Genomic DNA, 19754 nt, shown 5'->3' on the forward strand with positions numbered 1-19754 from the left:
TTTGCGGTGGGTGGTCCGGCATGTTTACGGTCGTGGACCGCTCAGCGCGTTATTCAAAGATCCCCGTCACCGTATTCCAAGGACGCATCAACGATGAAGCAGTCTGCTGCCAAGACCCTCGGTGTCGCCGCTCTCGGTGCCGCCTTCGCCGCCGTCGGCGCGGGCGCGGCCAATGCGGCCCCGGCCGTCCCGGACTCCTCGCAGGCCCTGGACACCGTCACCAAGACGCTGCCGGCCGAGAACGTCTCCAAGGCACTGCCCGGGGCCGGTGAGGCCGTGGCGCAGGGGCAGACCGCCCTCGCCGCGGGACTTGCCGCCGCCCAGCCGGCCGCCGAGCAGCTGCTCGCCGGTGGTGGCCCGACCAAGCCCGTCGCCGGCCTGCTCGGTGGACTGCCGATCCAGGGCATGCCCACCCATGGTCTGCCGGTGAACGGGATTCCGATCGGCTGACCTCTCCCCAGCGGATCGGCAACGCCGTCGGGGCGCACCGGAATCGTCCGGTGCGCCCCGACGGCGTTGTCTTCCCCAGGTGTTACCAGGCGGTGGCCTTCTCCTCCGAGGGGAGGAGGATCCACAGCGCGATGTAGAGCAGGAACTGCGGCCCCGGCAGCAGACAGGACAGCAGGAAGATCACCCGCATCGTGGTCGCGGAGGTGCCGAAGCGGCGGGCCAGCGCGGCGCACACTCCGCCGATCATGCGGCCATGGGTGGGGCGGGCGAGGCTGGACATCCGCGTCTCCTTCGTGAGTGTCCGGTGCTGTGGGCGACCGGTTCGAGGCGGCCCGTGCGGCCCCTCATCTGTCCTCAACGGTACGAAGACGAACCGGGTCGAAGCGTCGCTCTACGGGGCGATCCCGACCCTGGGAATCGTCGGGGTACGACCCTGAGCCGCGTCCTCCTGGGGGAGGGCCGCGGGCCGCCGCCGCGCACCCCGCCGGCGGAGCCGGGAGCGGGCCGCCGGCACCACCGCCAGATGCGCGACGATCACACCGACCGTGTTCAGCAGGATCGAGTCGACGTCCACCACCCGCCCGGGCACCCCGGTCTGCAGCAGGGCTATGCCGAGCGAGATCAGGGCGCCGGTGGCGGCGGTACCGGTCAGGGAGGCGAGCGGGGAGACGCGCAGCCGGCCGTGGACCAGCGGGAGCAGCACGCCCAGCGGGGCGAGCAGCGCGAGGCCCTCACCGATCCGGTGGGCCGCCTCGCGCGGGCCCAGCGCCAGGTCGGCGCGGATACCGGCGAACGGGTGCAGGTTGGCGGGCATCACCCACGGCACGTCCAGCGGCCGCAGCATCAGCCAGGCGACGAACGCGAGATGTGCGACAAGGAGGACACCCCCTGTCGCACGGACGCGGATCGCGGCGCTGCCGCCGATGGAGCCTTGACGCTGCACGCCCCCGTAGACGCGCCCGCGCACGCGAACGGTTCCGGACACGGGGGTGAGGCCTCGGACACACGGTCCCTTGGGCGCACCCCGCACGCGCGCCCCGAAGGGGCGGGGGCTGTATCGGCATGCGGCTCCGCCGCGTGGGCGCGACCAGCCCCCACGGCCCGCACCCGCCGCACGACCTGCTCCGGCACCCCATCAGGCGCCGAAACACCCCTCACCCGGAAGAAACCTCACCGGACGGCGGCCGGTTCCCACTCGGAGAGTTCCGCACCGCGTCCGTGCACTCGTACCGCAGCAGCGACTCCCGCCCCGGCCCGCCCAGGATCACCGAACCGTCGCCCTCGGCCGCGGCCGAGTCGGAGAGAGTGCACACGATCTGGCCCAGCGCGTACGACGTCAGCTGGGCCGGGGACGTGCTCAGCCGCAGCGTGTCCTCGGGATCCCCGGGCCGGGGCCCGACGACCGACATCCCGCCGCGCACGTACGTCGTGTAGCCCGCAGCCTTCTCGGCGGCCGTGGGCGTCTCCGCGAGCTGGTCGAGGAGCCCCTGCGCGACGATCACCCGCCGCTGCGCGTCCGCCGTGCCCTCCGGGACCCGCACCTCCCGGTCCACGGTCACCAGCGAGGCGCCGCACAGCAGGAACACCTGCACCGGCACCCCGCGGGCGGACTGCGCCGACAGGTCCGGCTGGGTCATCGAGCACGGCACCCGCGAGGGCGCCCCGCCGAAGTCGGTCGGCACCTCGGTGGCCCGGATCCCGCACCCGGAGAGCGCGAGCGCCAGTCCGGCGACGGCCAGGAGTCTTCGTCCGTGCATCAGGCGTCCTTCTCCCCGGCGTCCTGGCTCTCCTCGGTGAGAGCCGAGGCGTCCCGGGGCAGCCGCAGGGTGAACACCGCGCCGCCCTCGGGAGAGTTGGCGGCGGTGATCGAGCCGCCGTGGATCCGGGCGTTCTCCGTCGCGATGGACAGACCCAGCCCGCTGCCCTCGGAACGCGGCCGGGAGGCGCTCGCCTTGTAGAACCGGTCGAAGACGTGCGGCAGGACGTCCTCCGGGATGCCCGGACCGTGGTCGCGTACGGCGATCACCAGGTCACCGCCCTCTTCCTGGTCCATGCGCACCGACACCCGCACCGGCGAACCGCCGTGCTTGAGCGCGTTGCCGATCAGGTTGGCGAGGATGACGTCGAGGCGGCGCGGGTCGAGGCGGGCGTGGATGCCGCGCTCGGCGTCCAGCTCCACCGCGTCCAGCCACGCCCGGGCGTCGATGCAGGCGGTGATCTGGTCGGCGATGTCGACGTCGTCGAGGACCAGCCGGGCCGTACCGGCGTCGAAGCGGGTGACCTCCATCAGGTTCTCGACGAGGTCGTTGAGGCGCCGCGTCTCGCTGACGACCAGCCGGACCGCGGGCTCGATCATCGGGTCCATCGACCCCGACTCCGCCTCCAGCTCCTCCTCCAGGATCTCGGTCACGGCGGTGATCGCGGTGAGCGGCGTACGGAGTTCATGGCTCATGTCGGCGACGAAGCGGCGCGAGGCGTCGTCGCGCGCGGCCATGTCGTCGACCCGTTTCTCCAGCGCCTCGGCCGCGTCGTTGAACGTCCTTGAGAGATCGGCGAGTTCGTCCGTCCCCGACACCCGCAGCCGGGTGTCCAGCTTGCCCTCGCCGAGTCGCCGCGCGGCGACGCCCAGCCGGTGCACGGGCTTCAGCACGGTCGTGGCGGCGGCCTGCGCGAGCAGTGCCGAGCCGATGAGCGCCAGCCCGGTGGCGATCCCCAGCGACCACGCCAGCGAGTTGAGGTCCTTCGCCTCCGGCTCCAGGGACTTCATCATGTAGCCGGACGGCCCGCCGCCGATCAGCCGGGTCCCGGCCACCAGGTACGGCGTGCCGTGGTCGACGACCCGCTGCCAGTACAGGTGGTACGCCGACTTGTTGGAGTCGGTCAGCTTCTGCTGCTTGTCGACGGCCGTGCGCAGCGACCGGGGCACGTCGTCGAGCGCGAACGCGCTCAGCCCGTCCGAACTGCCGTACACCGTCTTGCCGTCCGGGTCCTGGCCGACCAGTAACACGCTGAACCGCTGACTGCTGACGGCCATCTGCCCGGCCGTGCGCTGGAGTTCGTCCTGGGTGGGATGGACGGGCAGCGCTCCGGCCCGGTTCTGCATCTCCTGCTGGAAGTCGCGCAGCACCGCGTCCTGGGTACGGGTGAGCACGGCCTCGCGGTTGAGCCAGTACGCGATGCCGGACGCGGACACGGCCGCGGTCAGCGCGACGAGCCCGAAGACCACGACGAGCCGCAGCCGCAGACTGGTGAAACGCAGCCTGGACACGGCTCCCTTGCGATCCGCGGCCCAGCCGCGGAAACCCCCTTGCCGGTCCGTCACTGAGGAGCGTCCAGGCGGTAGCCGACACCACGCACGGTACGGATCAGGGTCGGGGAGGAGGGCACGTCCTCCACCTTGGCGCGCAGCCGCTGCACACAGGCGTCCACGAGCCGGGAGTCACCGAGGTAGTCGTGCTCCCAGACCAGCCGCAGCAGTTGCTGCCGGGACAGCGCCTGCCCGGGCCGCCGGCTCAGTTCGAGCAGCAGCCGCAGCTCGGTCGGCGTCAGCTGGAGGTCCTCGCCGTTCTTCGTCACGGTCATCGCGGACCGGTCGATGACGACATTGCCGTAGGTCGCCGAGTCGCTGGACTCCCGCTCCCCGCGGCGCAGCACGGCCCGGATCCGGGCGTCGAGCACCCGGCCCTGGACGGGTTTGACGACATAGTCGTCGGCCCCGGACTCCAGCCCGACCACCACGTCGATGTCGTCGCTGCGCGCGGTCAGCAGAATGATCGGCAACTGGTCCGTGCGCCGGATCCGCCGGCACACCTCGAACCCGTCGATGCCGGGCAGCATGACGTCGAGGACGATCAGATCGGGCCGCTGCTCACGCAACAGCTTCAGACCGTCCTCACCGGTCGCAGCGGTGGCCACCCGGTGTCCCTGGCGCGTCAGTGAGAGCTCCAGGGCCGTACGGATGGCGTCGTCGTCCTCGATCAGCAACAGGGAAGGCACGGGCTCATTCTGGCCCATGCGGGGCCTGTCGTACGACCTGTGCGACTGGTAGCCGCCCGCAAACCTCCCTAGCGCCACCATCTGTGCATCTTGTGTGGACTCTCTGTGCCGAACCCCTGTGACAGGTCTGTGACAGTCGGCGGATACGGCCGTGAAGGTGGCCCGGCAGAGTTCTCGGCACAGGCAAGCGAGCGGGACGAGGCGAGCGGCCTGAGCAAGCCGAACTACCGGAAGTCCACGACGGGGGGCGCGAGATGAACACGCTGATCGGTCACAGCACCAGCGCAGTGATCACGCGTCTGCACGACGTGCACCGGGGTTCCGAGAAGTCCGGTGCCGTGAGCGGGCGGGGGTGCGCTCGCGGCACCGGACGTCAGCACAACGCCTACATGACGGTGGTCGACGGCTTCACGGGGGAGCCGCACGGGGGATCCGCGCACGGGGAGGACACGGGGGAGCAGCGCTCGCTGACCGAGGCGGAGTTCACCGCCTACGTCCAGGAGCGCCGAGCCTCCCTGTACGCGACCGCCTACCACCTGACCGGTGACCGCTACGAGGCCGAGGACCTGCTGCAGAGCGCGCTGTTCTCGACGTACAGGGCGTGGGACCGGATCAGCGACAAGGCGGCCGTGGGCGGTTACCTGCGGCGGACCATGACCAACCTGCACATCAGCGCCTGGCGGCGCCGCAAGCTCAACGAGTACCCGACCGAGGAACTGCCGGAGACGCCCGGCGACACGGACGCGATGAGCGGCACCGAGCTGCGCGCGGTCCTGTGGCAGGCGCTGGCCCGGCTCCCCGAACTCCAGCGCACCATGCTGGTCCTGCGCTACTACGAGGGCCGCACGGACCCGGAGATCGCGGAGATCCTCGACATCAGTGTCGGCACGGTGAAGTCCAGCATCTGGCGGTCGCTCCGCCGGCTGCGCGAGGACGAGGTCCTCAGCTTCGGCCGTGACGAGGAGAGCGCCTTCGGGGAGCTTGTCGCCTGAAGGTAAGGGGATCCGGGGGGATCCCGACGGGGAGGGCCCGGGGGGACTCACGGGGGACGCGAGTCAGGGCCCATGGGGGAAGCGAGTCCGGGGGGACTCGCGGGGAAAGCACGGGGGAGCTCCGCCACGGGGGACACGGGGGTGTTCGGCGGAGCGACGGGGGAGCGGGACTGGAGGGCCGGGGGGTCCATCCAGTCCCGCGCCCTTTTGCGCCCGAACCGGCGCCGCTCTCGCGGACGTGGTCGCTCGCCGTCGTGGTTCCTCAGTTGATGGTTGCGGTGGTCTTCGCCGCGCCGTGATGCCCGACGGCCGCCGACGCCAGCCGGCCCAGCGCCTCGTCCCGGTCGCACGGGTGCGCGCCCAGCGCCACCTGGCGGGCCACGATCGCCCGCTCCGCGCGCATCAGCCGCCAGCCCCGGCGCAGCAGGAACGGCACCGACTTGCGGCCCTCCTTGAGATCGCGCAGGAAGCGCCGCCGGAAGGTCCGCATCGGGCCCCGGTTCAGACAGAGCGCGTCGGCCAGCAGCCCCAGCTCCCGGCAGCGCTCCACTATCTCGGCGGCGAAGATGCCCTCCGCGATGAACAGCGGGGTACGGCCGATGCGCAGCGGTTCCTCGCCGGTACGGGCGCTGAGCGCGATGTCGTACACCGGCACCGGCGTCGACCCCGTGGCGCAGAGCCGGGCGATGGCCTCGACCGCGACCTCCGCGTCCCAGGACTCCGGGTGGTCCCAGTCGATGTCCGAACTCCCCGCCACCAGCGGCAGGGTCGGGTCGTCGCCCTCCTTGTAGAAGTCGTCGAGGCGCAGGACGGGCAGCCCGGAACGGGCGGCGACGAGTGACTTGCCCGAGCCCGAGGGGCCGCACAGCAGCACCACACGGGCGGGGGACGGGAGATGAAGGCTCACGGAACACCAGTTTGACGCATGGGGGGCCCGCTGCCGACCCCGCGGGTCGGCTTTGGAGCGTGAGTCACACCTCAACTACCCTGAGTGCCGATCCGATCACCCTGAGCATCCGAAGGTGGCATCAGCAATGGCCCGAACCGCGTCCTCCCCGCATCCGACCGCCCAGCGCGCCCTGGTCGCACTCGCCACGGCGGGGGTCGCGCTCGGCGCGGGCGCCACGACGGCGGCCGCGGACACCCAGCACGTCATGGACCCCCTGGTGCGGACCCGGCCCACCTCGCTCGGTCACATCGACCCGAAGGCGGGCATGCAGGCGCTGGGGGCCGTACTGCCGTATGTCACGGGGCCGGTGACGGGGCTGAAGCCCAACCCGCTGGCGGGCACGGGTGTCGACCCGCTGGACAACGGGGTGGGTACGCAGGTGGCCGACTTCCGGCCGGTGTCGTCGAAGATGCTGACGGGTCCGGTGGCGCAGGCGTCGTCGGTCGGGGCGGTTCCGGTGCTGGGGCAGGCGCTGGGAGACGCGGGGAGTTGAGCGCCCGGTAAGGGGGTGCGGGGAACTGCGCGACCAGCCACGGGCGGCCCGCAGTTCCCCACACGCGGAGGTGAATCAGTAGGAGGACCCCGACGCGCCCAGCGCCCCCGTCGGGTGCCAGACCGTCTTCGTCTCCAGGAAGGCCGTGAGGCGCTCGGTTCCCGGGGTCCCGGCGTAATCCACAGGCTGTGGACGAAGCACGCGCTTGAGGTTGTCGGCCGCCGCGATCTCCAGCTCCTTCGCCAGCGCCTCGTCGGCGCCCGCGAGGTCGATCGCGTTGACGTCCTGGTGGGCGGCGAGGGGCGCCGCGATCTCCGCCGTACGGCCGGAGAGGACGTTGACCACTCCGCCGGGGACGTCGGAGGTGGCGAGCACCTCGGCCAGGGAGAGCGCCGGGAGCGGCGACTTCTCGCTGGCGACGACGACCGCCGTGTTGCCGGTCGCGATCACGGGCGCGACCACGGACACCAGGCCCAGGAACGACGACTCCTGCGGGGCCAGGACGGCCACCACACCGGTCGGCTCGGGGGAGGACAGGTTGAAGAACGGGCCCGCGACCGGGTTGCCGCCGCCGACCACCTGGGCGATCTTGTCGGTCCAGCCCGCGTACCAGACCCAGCGGTCGATGGTCGCGTCCACGACCGCGGCGGCCTTGGACCTGCCGAGGCCCTCAGCGTCCGCGACCTCGCGCGTGAACTGGTCCCGGCGGCCCTCCAGCATCTCCGCGACGCGGTAGAGGACCTGCCCCCGGTTGTAGGCAGTGGCGCCGGACCAGCCGCCGAACGCCTTGCGCGCGGCCACGACCGCGTCCCGGGCGTCCTTACGGCTCGACTGCGGCGCGTTGGCCAGCCAGTTGCCCTTCGAGTCGGTCACCTCGTACACCCGGCCGCTCTCGCTGCGGGGGAACTTGCCCCCGACGTACAGCTTGTAGGTCTTGAAGACGCTCAGACGCTGCTGCTCAGTGTTCTTGGGCTTCTCAGACATCGAGGTACGCCTCCAGACCGTGACGGCCGCCCTCGCGGCCGAAGCCCGACTCCTTGTAACCGCCGAACGGCGACGTGGGGTCGAACTTGTTGAACGTGTTGGACCAGATCACGCCCGCGCGCAGCTTGTTGGCGACGGCGAGGATCCGCGAGCCCTTCTCGGTCCAGATACCGGCGGACAGGCCGTAGGGCGTGTTGTTGGCCTTCGCCACGGCCTCGTCGGGCGTGCGGAAGGTCAGGACCGACAGCACCGGGCCGAAGATCTCGTCGCGGGCGACGGTGTGCGCCTGGGTGACGTTCGTGAAGAGCGTCGGGGCGAACCAGTACCCGGCGGAGGGGATCTCACAGGCCGGGGACCAGCGCTCGGCGCCCTCCGCCTCGCCCTGCTCGACGAGGGAGGTGATGCGCGCGAGCTGCTCCGCGGAGTTGATCGCGCCGATGTCGGTGTTCTTGTCCAGCGGGTCGCCGAGGCGGAGGGTGGACAGGCGGCGCTTCAGGGAGTCCAGCAGCTCGTCGTGGATCGACTCCTGGACGAGGAGCCGGGAGCCCGCGCAGCAGACCTGGCCCTGGTTGAAGAAGATGCCGTTGACGATGCCCTCGACGGCCTGGTCGATGGGGGCGTCGTCGAAGACGATGTTCGCGCCCTTGCCGCCCAGTTCGAGGGTGAGCTTCTTGCGGCTGCCCGCGACCGTGCGCGCGATCTCCTTGCCGACGGCGGTGGAGCCGGTGAAGGCGACCTTGTTCACGTCGGGGTGGGCGACGAGCGCGGCGCCCGCGTCACCGTAGCCGGGGAGGATGTTGACGACGCCCCTGGGCAGGCCCGCCTGGCGGCAGATCTCCGCGAAGAAGAGGGCCGACAGGGGCGTGGTCTCCGCCGGCTTGAGGACGACCGTGTTGCCGGTGGCCAGCGCCGGGGCGATCTTCCACGCCAGCATCAGGAGCGGGAAGTTCCAGGGGATGACCTGGCCGGCCACACCGAGCGGACGGGGGTCCGCGCCGTAGCCCGCGTGGTCGAGCTTGTCGGCCCAGCCCGCGTAGTAGAAGAAGTGCGCGGCGACCAGCGGGAGGTCGGCGTCGCGGGTCTCCTTGATGGGCTTGCCGTTGTCCAGCGTCTCCAGGACGGCCAGCTCGCGGCTGCGCTCCTGGATGATCCGGGCGATGCGGAAGAGGTACTTGGCGCGCTCGGAGCCCGGCAGCGCGGACCACTTCTCGAACGCCTTGCGGGCGGCCTTGACGGCCCGGTCGACGTCCTCGGCACCGGCCCGGGCGACCTCGGAGAGGACCTCCTCGGTGCTGGGGCTGACGGTCTTGAAGACCTTGCCGTCCGCCGCGTCGGTGAACTCGCCGTCGATGAAGAGGCCGTAGGAGGGCGCGATGTCGACGACGGAGCGGGACTCGGGCGCCGGTGCGTACTCGAATGCGGTGGTCATCTTTTCCTTGGCCATGGTGATCAGTCCACCGTCACGTAGTCGGGGCCGGAGTAGCGGCCGGTGGCCAGCTTCTGACGCTGCATCAGCAGGTCGTTCAGGAGCGAGGAGGCGCCGAAGCGGAACCAGTGGTTGTCCAGCCAGTCCGCGCCCGCCGTCTCGTTCACCAGGACGAGGAACTTGATCGCGTCCTTGCTGGTCCGGATGCCGCCGGCGGGCTTGACGCCGACCTGGACTCCGGTCTGCGCGCGGAAGTCGCGTACGGCCTCCAGCATGAGCAGGGTGTTCGCGGGCGTCGCGTTCACCGCCACCTTGCCGGTGGAGGTCTTGATGAAGTCGGCGCCGGCGAGCATGCCCAGCCAGGAGGCCCGGCGGATGTTGTCGTACGTCGACAGCTCGCCGGTCTCGAAGATGACCTTGAGGCGGGCGGACGTGCCGCAGGCGTCCTTCACGGCGACGATCTCGTCGTACACCTTGCGGTAGTTCCCCGCGAGGAACGCCCCGCGGTCGATGACCATGTCGATCTCGTCGGCACCCGCGGCCACGGCGTCCCGCACGTCGGCGAGCTTGACCGGCAGGGCCGCGCGGCCCGCCGGGAAGGCGGTGGCGACCGAGGCGACCTTGACGCCGGAGCCGGCGACGGCCTCCTTGGCGGTGGCCACCATGTCGGGATAGACACAGACGGCGGCCGTGGCGGGGGTCGTACGGTCCGTCGGGTCCGGGTGGACCGCCTTGGCGCCGAGCGCCCGGACCTTGCCCGGGGTGTCCGCGCCTTCCAGCGTCGTCAGGTCGACCATCGAGATGGCGAGGTCGATGGCGTACGCCTTCGCGGTGGTCTTGATGGAACGGGTGCCGAGGGAGGCGGCACGCGCCTCCAGGCCGACCGCGTCGACGCCGGGCAGCCCGTGGAGGAAGCGGCGCAGCGTGCTGTCGGACGCGGTGACGTCAGCAAGTGCGTGGGGTGCGGTGGTGGGCATGGTCACCACCCGAGCATATCTACGCGCGTAGCAGCTGTACACCCCGGAGGAACGGTTCTTATCAGAGGCGGCTGGGTGGGCGCCCTGGAAGGGGGCGGGTCGTATCGATACGCGGCTCCGCCGCGCGGGCGCGAGCGGCCACGAACCACCCGCACCCGCGCACCGCACCCATCCCGCACGGCGCGAAGGCGCACAGCTGAGGCAGAATCGCGGCATGACCACGCCCCTCGTCAAGGACCGCATCTACCGCTCGCCCCAGGCGTTGATCGGCGGCGTACTTCTGCTCGGCATCATCTGCTGGCTGGGCATCGACGCGCTGATCCGGGGCCACGGCCACACCCCCTGGCTCGCCCTGGCGGCCATGATCCTGCTCGTGCCGCTGGTGGTGGCGTTCACGCTGCGCCCGGCGGTGTTCGCGGGCGAGGACCGGCTGCGGGTGCGGAACCCGTTCCGGGTGATCACGCTGCCGTGGGGGGAGATCGTCTCCCTGCGCTCCGGTTACTCGAACGAGGTGATCGTCAAGTCGGGTGCGAAGTACCAGCTGTGGGCGATCCCCGTCTCGCTGCGGGGCCGCAAGAAGGCGGCCAGTCGGCAGGCGAAGGCGCAGGCGAAGGCGGGGTCGGACGCGCGGCGCGGCCGGACGGGGTTCGGCGGGGGCGGGCTCGGCGGCTTCGGGCTCGGCGGCGCGATCGGGGGCCAGCGGGAGCCCGACGAGGCGACCGGGCCGGCGCGCGCGGACACCGACAAGGTCATGGACGACCTGCGGGAGACGCTGGAGCACCGGGGCCAGGCCGAGTCCGCGCAGGGTGAGGTCACGGTCCGCTGGGCGTACGAGGTGGCTGCCCCGGCGGTCGCGGGAGCGGTGCTTCTGGCGATCCTGCTGGCGACGGGCTGACCGGCGGGCGCGTGGTGCCGGGCGCCCGTGGTGGGTGGCCCGGCATCGTCGTTTGGGGGTACGAGGTGGTTGCCCCGGCGGTCGCGGGAGCGGTGCTTCTGGCGATCCTGCCGGCGACGGGCTGACCGGCGGGCGCGTGGTGCCGGGCCCCCCGTGGTGGGTGGCCCGGCATCGTCGTTCAGGGGTTCACCCGGTCGCAGGTCAGCGGACGTCGACGTGGTCGGACGGGGAGACCGCGGCGGCGGTCGTGGCCGTGCCGGCGTAGGACCAGCGGTAGTCGCCGTCGGCGTACGCGCGGACGGTGGAGGAGACGGTGCCGTCGGCGGCGGTGGTGGCGGACTTCAGGGTGGTCCAGGTCGTGCAGCCCGCCGGACGGAACTGGAGTTCGACCCCCTGGCCGGCCGCGGCTGCGGCGAACGCGCCGGTCGCCCAGTCCGCGTTCTGCACACCGCCCCTGACCGTGAGGAGCCTGCCGCGCTTCACCGGTTCGGGGGTGGCGTCGACGGTCAGCCGGGTGTCGCGCTTCAGGGAGAAGGTGGCCGCGTTCTCCAGGAACTGGGCGTCGCCGTCGGCGGCGATCGCGTACGCGCTGACACTCCAGGTGCCCGCCAGCGTGTCGTCGGCCGGAGCGGTCCCCGGGGCGAGGTGGAAGGTCAGGGTGCAGGTGGTGGTGGCGTCGGCGGTCGGCGCGCAGTTCGTCGCGGCCGGAACCGTGCTGTCCTGGGCGGCGTACGCGCCGTGGTACAGCGTGGCGGCGATCTCCGAGATGCCGGTCGGGTCGGTCGCGGTGACCGCGACGGAGACGGTTCTCGCGTCCGTACCGACGACCACGGGGGCACCACTGTTGACGACCACGCCGGTGACGTAGGTGTCGCCGTACTGCTCGTCCGCGTGTGCGGCCGGAACGGCGAGGGCGGACAGGGCCACGACGCCGCACGCGGCGGCGACGGCAGAGTGAATGCGCATGCGAATTCCCCAAGTCGAATGCCATGGCCGGCCAATTCCCGGCAGCCGGTCCCGAATTGACGTGTGCAGCGTACTCAGCGAGTGAAGATTTTGGAATGCTTTCGATGGCCGCCGAAGGGCATCGAAGGTTTTCCGGTAAAGAAAAGCGCGGGCGAATATCGGCTCCGTCGATTCCATGGAAAACCGAAGGGAAAACTCGACCCTAATTTCAGCGGACCTGGCGGCCACCTCCGTGTTTCGCGCCCGGCGGACGGCCCTGTGGGACAGCTATGTGAACGAGGGGCAACCATTGGGTGAAGCATGCTCAGTACATTAAAGAGAGGGCAATCGTTGTCACTCGCGTCTCACTACCCTGCGGGTGCCGCGTGGCGGACGAACCAGCGTCCGGACGCGCGGCCTTCCTGACGACGGGAACCGCAGGGGTGGGGATGGATGGCGGCAAGACAGGGGGGCGCGGCCGTACCCGGCACGCGCTGCCAGATAGACATATCCGCAGACGGGAGTTACCTGTGGCGACTCACGGCCACCAACGGGCGGGTGATCGCCGTGGCGGCCCTGACGTACCGCAGCTACGAGGAGTGCCGAACGGCGTTCGAGAGAATGTGCGCCGATGTCCTCGGATTACCCGGGGGCGTGCACCACACGTCCGAAGGCAATGGCTGGGTGTGGCGATTGCGCGATCCGGCCGGCGGTGCGCTGGCCGTGTCCTCGCGCGCCTATGAGCGGCACTCGACATGCCAGGCCGCCTACGAGCGATTCCGCGGCCTCCTGATCGACATCGGGGCCGGTGGAATGATCGCCTGGGAGGACATGGGCTGAACGGGCCGGCCGTCGGCCCGCTATTTCACCACAGGGGTCCGAACCCGCCGCAACGGTGGGTTCAGACCCCTTTGTGTTTCCCCTATCACCGCGTTCACGTCAATCCCGGAAGTTGCCTCTCGGGGACACCTCGTTCACTTGCGCGTGTGCGGAAGTCCATCAGGCCTCAGGAGCGTCGACCCATGTGACGACGCGAATAGACGAGCGCCCCCTGGGTCCGGTGGACGACCCGCCGAGACGCCTGTACGCCGATCCGGGCCTCCCGGACCGGGTGTTCAGGGGTGCTCTGCGGGGCGGCGGCGCCCTGGTGCTGGCCATCATGCTGCTCGTCGGCGGCTTTCTCACCTACCGGGCCTGGCAGGCGCTGTCGGTCGCGAAGTGGGGCTTCGTCACCACCGAGACCTGGGAGCCCGACGGCGGCCACTTCGGTATCGCGGCCGTGCTCGTCGGCACGATCCTCATCGCGCTCGTCGCCATCGCGTTCGCCGTACCGCTGGCGCTCGGCACGGCGCTGTACATCTCCGAGTACGCCCCGCCGCGGCTCCGCCGCACCCTCGTGAGCATCGTCGACCTGATGGCCGCCGTGCCCTCGGTGGTCTACGGCCTGTGGGGTCTGTTCTTCTTCCAGGGGCACGTGGTCTCCCTGTCGCGCTGGATCTCCACGTACTTCGGATGGATACCGCTCTTCGAGGTCGACGGCGCCGATCCACGCGATCCGCTCGCCACCGCCACCGTCTACACCTCGTCCACCTTCATCGCCGGCATGGTCGTGTCGCTGATGGTCGCGCCGATCATCTGCTCGGTGATGCGCGAGGTGTTCTCGCAGGCCCCGGTCGGCGAACGGGAGGGCGCCTACGCGCTCGGCGCCAACCGCTGGGGCATGATCCGCAGCGTCGTCCTGCCCTTCGGCAAGGGCGGCATCATCGGCGGCACCATGCTGGGCCTGGGCCGCGCGCTCGGCGAGACCATCGCCGTGTACCTGATCATCTCGCCGGTGTTCGCGATCCAGCCGCACATCCTCCAGAACGGCACCAGCTCGGTCTCCTCACTGATCGCCCTGCGCTACGGCGAGGCGAGCGAGATCGGCATGTCGGCGCTGATGGCCGCGGGCCTCGCGCTGTTCCTGATGACCCTCGTCGTCAACTTCGTCGCGTCGTCGATCGTCGCCCGCAGCCGCTCCGGCGCGACCAGCGACTCCTGACGAGCTCCTGAGGAGATCCAGCCCCGATGACCGTCACCACCGCACAGAGCCCACCCGGCGACCAGGGACCGCGGACGACACCCGCCGACCCGCCGGCGACGACACCCGCCGACCCGCCGGCGCCGCGCACCCGGCTGCCCGAACGCCGCAGCGGGCTCACCGAGTCACGCCGCAACCTGTCGACGCTGCGCGCGACCGACGGGTACGCGATGCTCGGCGCCGCCGCCGCGTCCCTCGCGATCACCTGGGTGATGTTCGACCGGCTGCTGCCCTTCAACGGCGCGCTGGGCTTCGTCGTGATCGCGTACGTCCTCTTCCTCGGCCTGTACGCGCTGCTGGTCTCCTTCGACGAGGACGGGCCCGCGGTGCGCGACCGGGTGGCGGCCGCCGTCGTCCAGAGCCTCGGCGTGGTGATGATCGCCGTCCTGGCCTTCGTGATCGTCTACACCATCTACGAGGGCCGCGACGCGCTGCCGCACCTGAACTTCTACACCCGGTCGATGGCCGACGCGGGCCCGATCGAGCCGCTCAGCGTCGGCGGCATCCTGCACGCGATCGTCGGCACCCTGTGGCAGATCTCCATCGCCCTGGTGATCTGCATCCCGTCCGGGCTGGTGTGCGCGGTCTTCCTCAACGAGGTGCCGGGCGCCTTCAGCCGGTTCGTCCGCACCATCGTCGAGGCGATGACGGCGCTGCCGTCCATCGTCGCCGGCCTGTTCATCTACGCGACCTTCATCCTGGCGCTGGGCTTCGACCGCTCCGGGCTCGCCGCCGCGCTGGCGATCTCCGTGATGATGCTGCCGATCGTCATCCGCGCCTCGGACGTGGTGATCCGGCTGGTCCCGGGCACGCTGCGGGAGGCGTCGTACGCGCTCGGCACCTCGCGCTGGCGCACGGTGTGGCACGTGGTGCTGCCCACCTCACGGTCCGGACTGATGACGGCGATCATCCTGGGCACGGCCCGCGGGGTGGGCGAGACCTCGCCGGTCCTGCTGACCGCCGGCTACACCGCGGAGCTCAACACCGATCCGCTGCACGACCCGATGGTGTCGCTCCCGCTGGCCACCTTCGAACTGGTCAAGTCCCCCGAGCCCACCTACATCGCCCGCGGCTTCGGCACCGCCGCGGTGCTGCTGGTGCTGGTGCTCGTCCTGTTCGTCGTCGCCCGCGTCATCGGCGGCCGCGGGCCGGGACAGCTGACCCGCCGTCAGGAGCACCGCCGGGTCAAGGCGTCCCGCCGCGACGCCCGGCGCTTCGCGGCCCGTGCCGGCACCGACCAGCCGTCCGTCAGACCCGCACCGACGAGGAGCACCCCGTGATACCCGCCTCTGTCCGACGCCCGGGCACTACGCGCGTGTACCAGGCGCCGGCGATCTGCGTCGCCCTGGTCTGCGTGCTGCTGGCACTGCACCCGCCGGGTGCCTTCGCCGCCACCTACGTCAAGATCAGCGGATCCGGCTCGACCTGGAGCTCCAACGCCATCGAGCAGTGGCGCCGCAACGTCAAGCAGCAGGGACTCACCGTCAACTACTCGGCCGTCGGATCGTCGGTCGGCCGTACCCAGTTCGCCAACGGAACCTCCGACTTCGGTGTCTCGGAAATCCCGTACGGGCTCACGGAGTTCGGCACCACGGAGGCCCCGCCGCAGCGCAAGTACGCCTACATGCCGATCGTGGCCGGCGGTACGTCCTTCATGTACAACCTGAAGATCGGCGGCAGGCAGGTGACCAACCTCCGGCTGTCCGGAGACGTCATCACCAAGATCTTCACCGGCAGGCTCACCCAGTGGAACGCGCCGGAGATCAAGGCGGACAACCCCAAGCTGAACCTGCCCGCCCGCCGGATCGTCCCGGTCGTCCGCTCCGACGGCTCCGGTACGACCGCGCAGTTCAGCCTGTGGATGTCCAAGGAGTACGGCTCCCTGTGGAACGACTACTGCCGCCGGGCGGGCAAGCCCACCCCCTGCGGTCTGACGTCGTACTTCCCGGTGATCCCCGGTTCGGGTTTCGTCGCCCAGTCCCAGTCGCTCGGCGTCGCGGGCTACACCAAGCAGCCCCAGGCCGAGGGTGCCATCACCTACGTGGAGTACTCCTACGCGCGCAACGCGGGCTTCCCGGTGGCCAAGGTCCTCAACAGGGCCGGCTACTACATCGAGCCGACCGCCTCCAGCGTGGCTGTGGCGCTCACCAAGGCCCGGATCAACAACGACGAGCGCTCCGCGAACTACCTCACCCAGAACCTGGACTCCGTCTACACGTTCGGCGACAGGCGCACCTACCCGCTCTCCTCCTACAGCTACATGATCATCCCGACCAAGGAGGAGATGGGCTTCACCAGGGCCAAGGGCGCGACGCTGAGCACGTTCAACGACTACTTCCTCTGCGAGGGCCAGCAACTGGCGGACCGGCTCGGCTACTCGCCGCTGCCGAAGAACCTGGTGCAGGCGGCCATGGACCAGACGAAGCGGATCCCGGGCGCGGTGGCGTCGAACATCGACATCGGCAAGTGCAACAACCCGACGTTCTCCGGCGGCCGGAACGTGCTGCTGGACAACGCCCCCTACCCGCAGGCGTGCGACAAGAAGGGGCCGGACCAGTGCGCGACCGGCACCGGCGGCAACAGGACGCCCACGCAGGTCGGCAACGGGTCCGGCACCGGGGGCTCCGGCTCCGGCGGCAGCGCCTCGGGCGGCTCCGGTACGACCGGCGGCTCGGCGTCGACGGGCGGCTCGGGCTCGACGGGCACGGGCGGTACGACGACCGGCGGCGCAACCGGTGGCACGACGGGCGGCACCGGCACGGGCGGTACGACCACGGGCGGCATCGACCCCGACACCGGTGCGGCGCTCGGCGGCGGCCAGAACACCGGGGACACCTCGGTGGCCGCCAGCCCGGTCTCCCTGGCCTCGGACGACTCCCTGGGGCTGCGCACCGCGCTGATGGCGCTGTCGGCCGTGCTCCTGGTCGGCGTCGTCGTCGGGCCACCCGTGGTCGCGCGGCTCATGGCGGGCCGGGGCCGGCGCAAGGGCGGTGCGGCATGAGAGCCGCGCCGAACCGGCGGCCCGCACCGCGGGTCTTCGTCGCGGTGGGCGCCCTGCTGGCCGGACTGGTCCTGGCCCTGCTCCCGGTCCCGCCCGTCACGACGCCCGCCGCGGCGGTGGCCAGCGAGGACTCCGCGGTGACGGTGACGGGCAAGAAGGGTCCGCACGACGACTTCTCCAAGCTGAAGGTGACCGTCCACCAGACGAAGGACCTGCGGTCGCAGGGCGTCCGGGTCAGCTGGACAGGCGGGGAGCAGACGTCTGACAACTACTTCGCGTTCAACTATCTGCAGATCATGCAGTGCTGGGGGGACGATCCGGCCGGGCCCACCCGTGAGCAGTGCGAGTTCGGCAGCACGGGCCTGGGGGATGACGTGATCAAGGGCGCCATCGCCGGGACGAGGAGGGTCAGCGGCGACCCCGGTGCCGCCTACGTCTACGACCCGGCGGAGACGCAGTACACCGGTGCGAACGCTTTCGTTCCGTTCCGGCCCGTCGGTGGACTTCCGCCCACCACGTCGTCCACGGACACGACGTACTACGGTCCGCTGGACACGAACGAGCAGGTCGCCAACCGCACCTTCGGCAATGGCACCGGAGAGGTGAACTTCGAGGTGGAGGACGCGGTAGAAGCCCCCCACCTCGGATGCGGTGCGAACACCGCGCCCGCCGGAAGCGACCCCGTTCCGCGGTCGTGCTGGCTGGTCGTCGTGCCGCGCGGCACGCACGACGCCGACGGTACGGATGTCCTGAACGCCGGGGGCGGCCGTAGCCCGAATCTCGTCACCTCGCCGCTGTCCGCCACGAACTGGGCCCAGCGGATGGTCGTCCCGCTGTCCTTCCAGCCGGTCGGCGAGTTCTGCCCGGAGGGCCAGCCGGAGCGGCCCACGGCCGGCTCCGAACTGGCGACGGACGCTGTCACCTCCTGGCAGCCGAAGCTGTGCTCGGCCACGGGGAGCACCTTCTCCTTCACCCAGGGCGGGGAGGAGGTGGCCAGGAGCCAGGTACTGAACACGACGTCCGACGAGCCCCTGCTCGGCTTCACCGTCGACCCGGTCGATCAGAGGGACGCCGCGGCGAAGGTCGTGGAGGCGCCGGTGGCGGTGTCCGGGGTGGCGATCGCGTTCTTCATGGAGAGCCCGGACGGCGTCGTCCAGGACATGAAGCTGACACCGCGGCTCGTCGCCAAGATGCTCACTCACTCCTATGTGAAGGACGTCTCGCTCAATACGACGCCGAGCCATTTGAGAGGGAATCCGGACACGTTCGCCGATGACAAGGAATTCCAGGAACTGAACCCGGGATTTCCCACGTTGCAGGGGACGCCGAGAAGCCTCATGGTTCCGCTGCAGAGCTCCGACACCACCCGGCTGGTCTGGAACTGGCTCCAGTCCGACACGGACGCCCGGGACTTCCTGTCCGGGAAACCGGATCCCTGGGGCACGAAAGTGAATCCCTACTTCAAGGATCTGGACCTGGCGAAGAACACCGGGCTGACCGACTACCCCAAGGTGGACCCGACGACCACGGACGCCATCGCCAACGGTGTCCCCCCGCTGACCTACGCCCTGACCGACCTGGACCCGTACACGGCGGACCTGCACGACGGGGCGGTGCGGACCCTGCGGGGCAACAACAACCGCACCATCCAGTGGTCCGGCGTGTTCAACTCCACCAATCCGCCGCCCAAGCTGATCAACGACGTCCCGCCGCCGGGCAGACGCGCCGTGCTGGCGATCGTCGACACCGCGTCGGCGGAGCGCTACGGACTCAAGACGGCTGCCCTGCGCAACGCGGACGGCACCTTCGTCAAGCCCTCGACCGGCACTCTCACGGCCGGAGTCGAGGCCATGAAGGCGTCGTCCGAAGACGCCGGCGTGCTCGACCCCGATCCGGCGCGGGCCAAGGGCCAGGCCTACCCGCTGACGGCCGTCGCCTACGCCGCGGCGTCGGTGAACCAGGACGCCGCGACCCGTAAGGCGTACGCGCAGTTCATCAGGTACGCGGCCGGGGCGGGCCAGACCCAGGGCCTGGCGGCGGGCCAGCTGCCCTACGGCTACGCGCCGTTGCCGGCGGAACAGCGCGCGCAGGCGGTGACCGCCGCCAACGCGCTGGAGCGGGGCACCACCACGGGCGGCTCCGCCTCCGCCCCACCGGGGGCGGACGGCTCCGGAGGATCCGGCTCCGGGTCCGGCACCGGAGGAGTCTCCGGTGGCACGGACAGCGGCGGACAGTCCGCGGGCGGAGCCGGCGGCGACGGTACGGCCCACCCGTCGGCGGCCGCCGTGAACAGCTCCGCGTCCCCCTCCTCGGGGCCGCAGCAGCCTGTGGCGAACAGTCGGAGCGGAGTCACCCCGAAAGAGGTCATGGGGATTATCCGCTGGGTTTTGCTGGTCGTCCTGTTCCTCGGCGGTGCAGCAGGTCTTTCGGGTCCTTTGCTGCTTCGTCTCGCGCATCGGCGAATTCCCTAGGAGGCACCTAGGGAGCCTCCCCGTAACCTTTCTCTCGTTGGGAATTGGTTGGTCATCGCGCGGAATTGCTGGAAACGTATGCGGTGGCCGACCGG

At 70.8% G+C, this 19754-nt stretch carries 19 protein-coding genes; 9 read left to right on the top strand and 10 right to left on the bottom strand.

Annotation, left to right across the window (positions count from 1 at the left end; translation table 11 throughout):
• Window positions 1-93 precede the first annotated feature (93 nt).
• Window positions 94-450, top strand: coding sequence for an ATP-binding protein (locus ACWDGI_RS02450; RefSeq protein ID WP_450754532.1), 357 nt, complete (start codon window positions 94-96; stop codon window positions 448-450).
• A gap of 82 nt (window positions 451-532) precedes the next feature.
• Here the strand turns inward: ACWDGI_RS02450 and ACWDGI_RS02455 are convergent, their stop codons facing one another.
• From ACWDGI_RS02455 to afsQ1, 5 genes are all read right to left on the bottom strand, one after another.
• Window positions 533-730, bottom strand: coding sequence for a PspC domain-containing protein (locus ACWDGI_RS02455; RefSeq protein ID WP_089099209.1), 198 nt, complete (start codon window positions 728-730; stop codon window positions 533-535).
• 111 nt (window positions 731-841) lie between these two features.
• Window positions 842-1393: a VanZ family protein gene (locus ACWDGI_RS02460; RefSeq protein WP_450754534.1), complete on the bottom strand. Its 552-nt coding sequence runs from the start codon at window positions 1391-1393 to the stop codon at window positions 842-844.
• Window positions 1394-1604: 211 nt separating this feature from the next.
• Window positions 1605-2207, bottom strand: coding sequence for a hypothetical protein (locus tag ACWDGI_RS02465; RefSeq protein WP_450754536.1), 603 nt, complete (start codon window positions 2205-2207; stop codon window positions 1605-1607).
• Window positions 2207-3772: an ATP-binding protein gene (locus ACWDGI_RS02470; protein ID WP_450754538.1), complete on the bottom strand. Its 1566-nt coding sequence runs from the start codon at window positions 3770-3772 to the stop codon at window positions 2207-2209. Before ACWDGI_RS02470 ends, ACWDGI_RS02465 begins: the two co-directional genes overlap by 1 nt.
• Window positions 3769-4446 carry a two-component system response regulator AfsQ1 gene (gene afsQ1 / locus ACWDGI_RS02475; RefSeq protein ID WP_174855921.1) on the bottom strand — a complete coding sequence of 226 codons (678 nt, stop codon included), beginning with the start codon at window positions 4444-4446 and terminating at the stop codon, window positions 3769-3771. Before afsQ1 ends, ACWDGI_RS02470 begins: the two co-directional genes overlap by 4 nt.
• 254 nt (window positions 4447-4700) lie before the next feature.
• Between afsQ1 and ACWDGI_RS02480 the strand changes: the two genes are divergently transcribed.
• Window positions 4701-5438, top strand: coding sequence for a SigE family RNA polymerase sigma factor (locus tag ACWDGI_RS02480; RefSeq protein ID WP_450754540.1), 738 nt, complete (start codon window positions 4701-4703; stop codon window positions 5436-5438).
• Between the two features lie 262 nt (window positions 5439-5700).
• Here the strand turns inward: ACWDGI_RS02480 and ACWDGI_RS02485 are convergent, their stop codons facing one another.
• Window positions 5701-6345: a uridine kinase family protein gene (locus ACWDGI_RS02485; protein ID WP_450754542.1), complete on the bottom strand. Its 645-nt coding sequence runs from the start codon at window positions 6343-6345 to the stop codon at window positions 5701-5703.
• Window positions 6346-6472: 127 nt separating this feature from the next.
• On the opposite strand from ACWDGI_RS02485, the gene ACWDGI_RS02490 reads away from it, so the two are divergent.
• Entirely contained in the window at window positions 6473-6880 is a 408-nt protein-coding gene (locus ACWDGI_RS02490; protein ID WP_450754544.1) for a hypothetical protein, read from the top strand.
• Window positions 6881-6955: 75 nt separating this feature from the next.
• Here the strand turns inward: ACWDGI_RS02490 and ACWDGI_RS02495 are convergent, their stop codons facing one another.
• Genes ACWDGI_RS02495 through deoC form a run of 3 tightly spaced genes read right to left on the bottom strand, consistent with a single transcriptional unit; the run spans window position 6956 to window position 10267 of the window.
• Window positions 6956-7864, bottom strand: coding sequence for an aldehyde dehydrogenase family protein (locus ACWDGI_RS02495; protein ID WP_450754546.1), 909 nt, complete (start codon window positions 7862-7864; stop codon window positions 6956-6958).
• Entirely contained in the window at window positions 7857-9293 is a 1437-nt protein-coding gene (locus ACWDGI_RS02500; protein WP_450754548.1) for an aldehyde dehydrogenase family protein, read from the bottom strand. The genes ACWDGI_RS02495 and ACWDGI_RS02500 overlap by 8 nt, the downstream gene beginning before the upstream one ends.
• 20 nt (window positions 9294-9313) lie before the next feature.
• The gene (deoC, locus tag ACWDGI_RS02505; RefSeq protein ID WP_450755272.1) at window positions 9314-10267 is read right to left on the bottom strand and encodes a deoxyribose-phosphate aldolase; all 954 of its coding nucleotides are present in this window, start codon (window positions 10265-10267) and stop codon (window positions 9314-9316) included.
• A gap of 214 nt (window positions 10268-10481) precedes the next feature.
• Between deoC and ACWDGI_RS02510 the strand changes: the two genes are divergently transcribed.
• Complete coding sequence (locus ACWDGI_RS02510; protein ID WP_450754550.1) at window positions 10482-11162, top strand: PH domain-containing protein; 681 nt, start codon at window positions 10482-10484, stop codon at window positions 11160-11162.
• A gap of 201 nt (window positions 11163-11363) precedes the next feature.
• Here ACWDGI_RS02510 and ACWDGI_RS02515 read toward each other — a convergent pair whose 3' ends face one another.
• Entirely contained in the window at window positions 11364-12128 is a 765-nt protein-coding gene (locus tag ACWDGI_RS02515; protein ID WP_450754552.1) for a calcium-binding protein, read from the bottom strand.
• A gap of 432 nt (window positions 12129-12560) precedes the next feature.
• Here ACWDGI_RS02515 and ACWDGI_RS02520 point away from each other — a divergent pair, with 432 nt between their 5' ends.
• The 5 genes from ACWDGI_RS02520 (at window position 12561) to ACWDGI_RS02540 (ending at window position 19659) form a co-directional block, all read left to right on the top strand.
• A complete protein-coding gene (locus ACWDGI_RS02520) occupies window positions 12561-12947 on the top strand; it encodes a DUF1508 domain-containing protein (RefSeq protein ID WP_450754554.1) in 387 nt (128 codons plus the stop codon).
• Window positions 12948-13131: 184 nt separating this feature from the next.
• The gene (gene pstC, locus ACWDGI_RS02525) at window positions 13132-14148 is read left to right on the top strand and encodes a phosphate ABC transporter permease subunit PstC (protein WP_450754556.1); all 1017 of its coding nucleotides are present in this window, start codon (window positions 13132-13134) and stop codon (window positions 14146-14148) included.
• 26 nt (window positions 14149-14174) lie between these two features.
• A complete protein-coding gene (gene pstA, locus ACWDGI_RS02530; RefSeq protein ID WP_450754558.1) occupies window positions 14175-15467 on the top strand; it encodes a phosphate ABC transporter permease PstA in 1293 nt (430 codons plus the stop codon).
• A gap of 35 nt (window positions 15468-15502) precedes the next feature.
• On the top strand, window positions 15503-17188 hold the full coding sequence (gene pstS / locus ACWDGI_RS02535; protein WP_450754560.1) for a phosphate ABC transporter substrate-binding protein PstS: 1686 nt from the start codon (window positions 15503-15505) through the stop codon (window positions 17186-17188).
• Window positions 17185-19659, top strand: coding sequence for a hypothetical protein (locus ACWDGI_RS02540; RefSeq protein WP_450754562.1), 2475 nt, complete (start codon window positions 17185-17187; stop codon window positions 19657-19659). Before pstS ends, ACWDGI_RS02540 begins: the two co-directional genes overlap by 4 nt.
• Window positions 19660-19754 lie beyond the last annotated feature (95 nt).

The organism is Streptomyces sp. NPDC001220, from assembly GCF_053597895.1.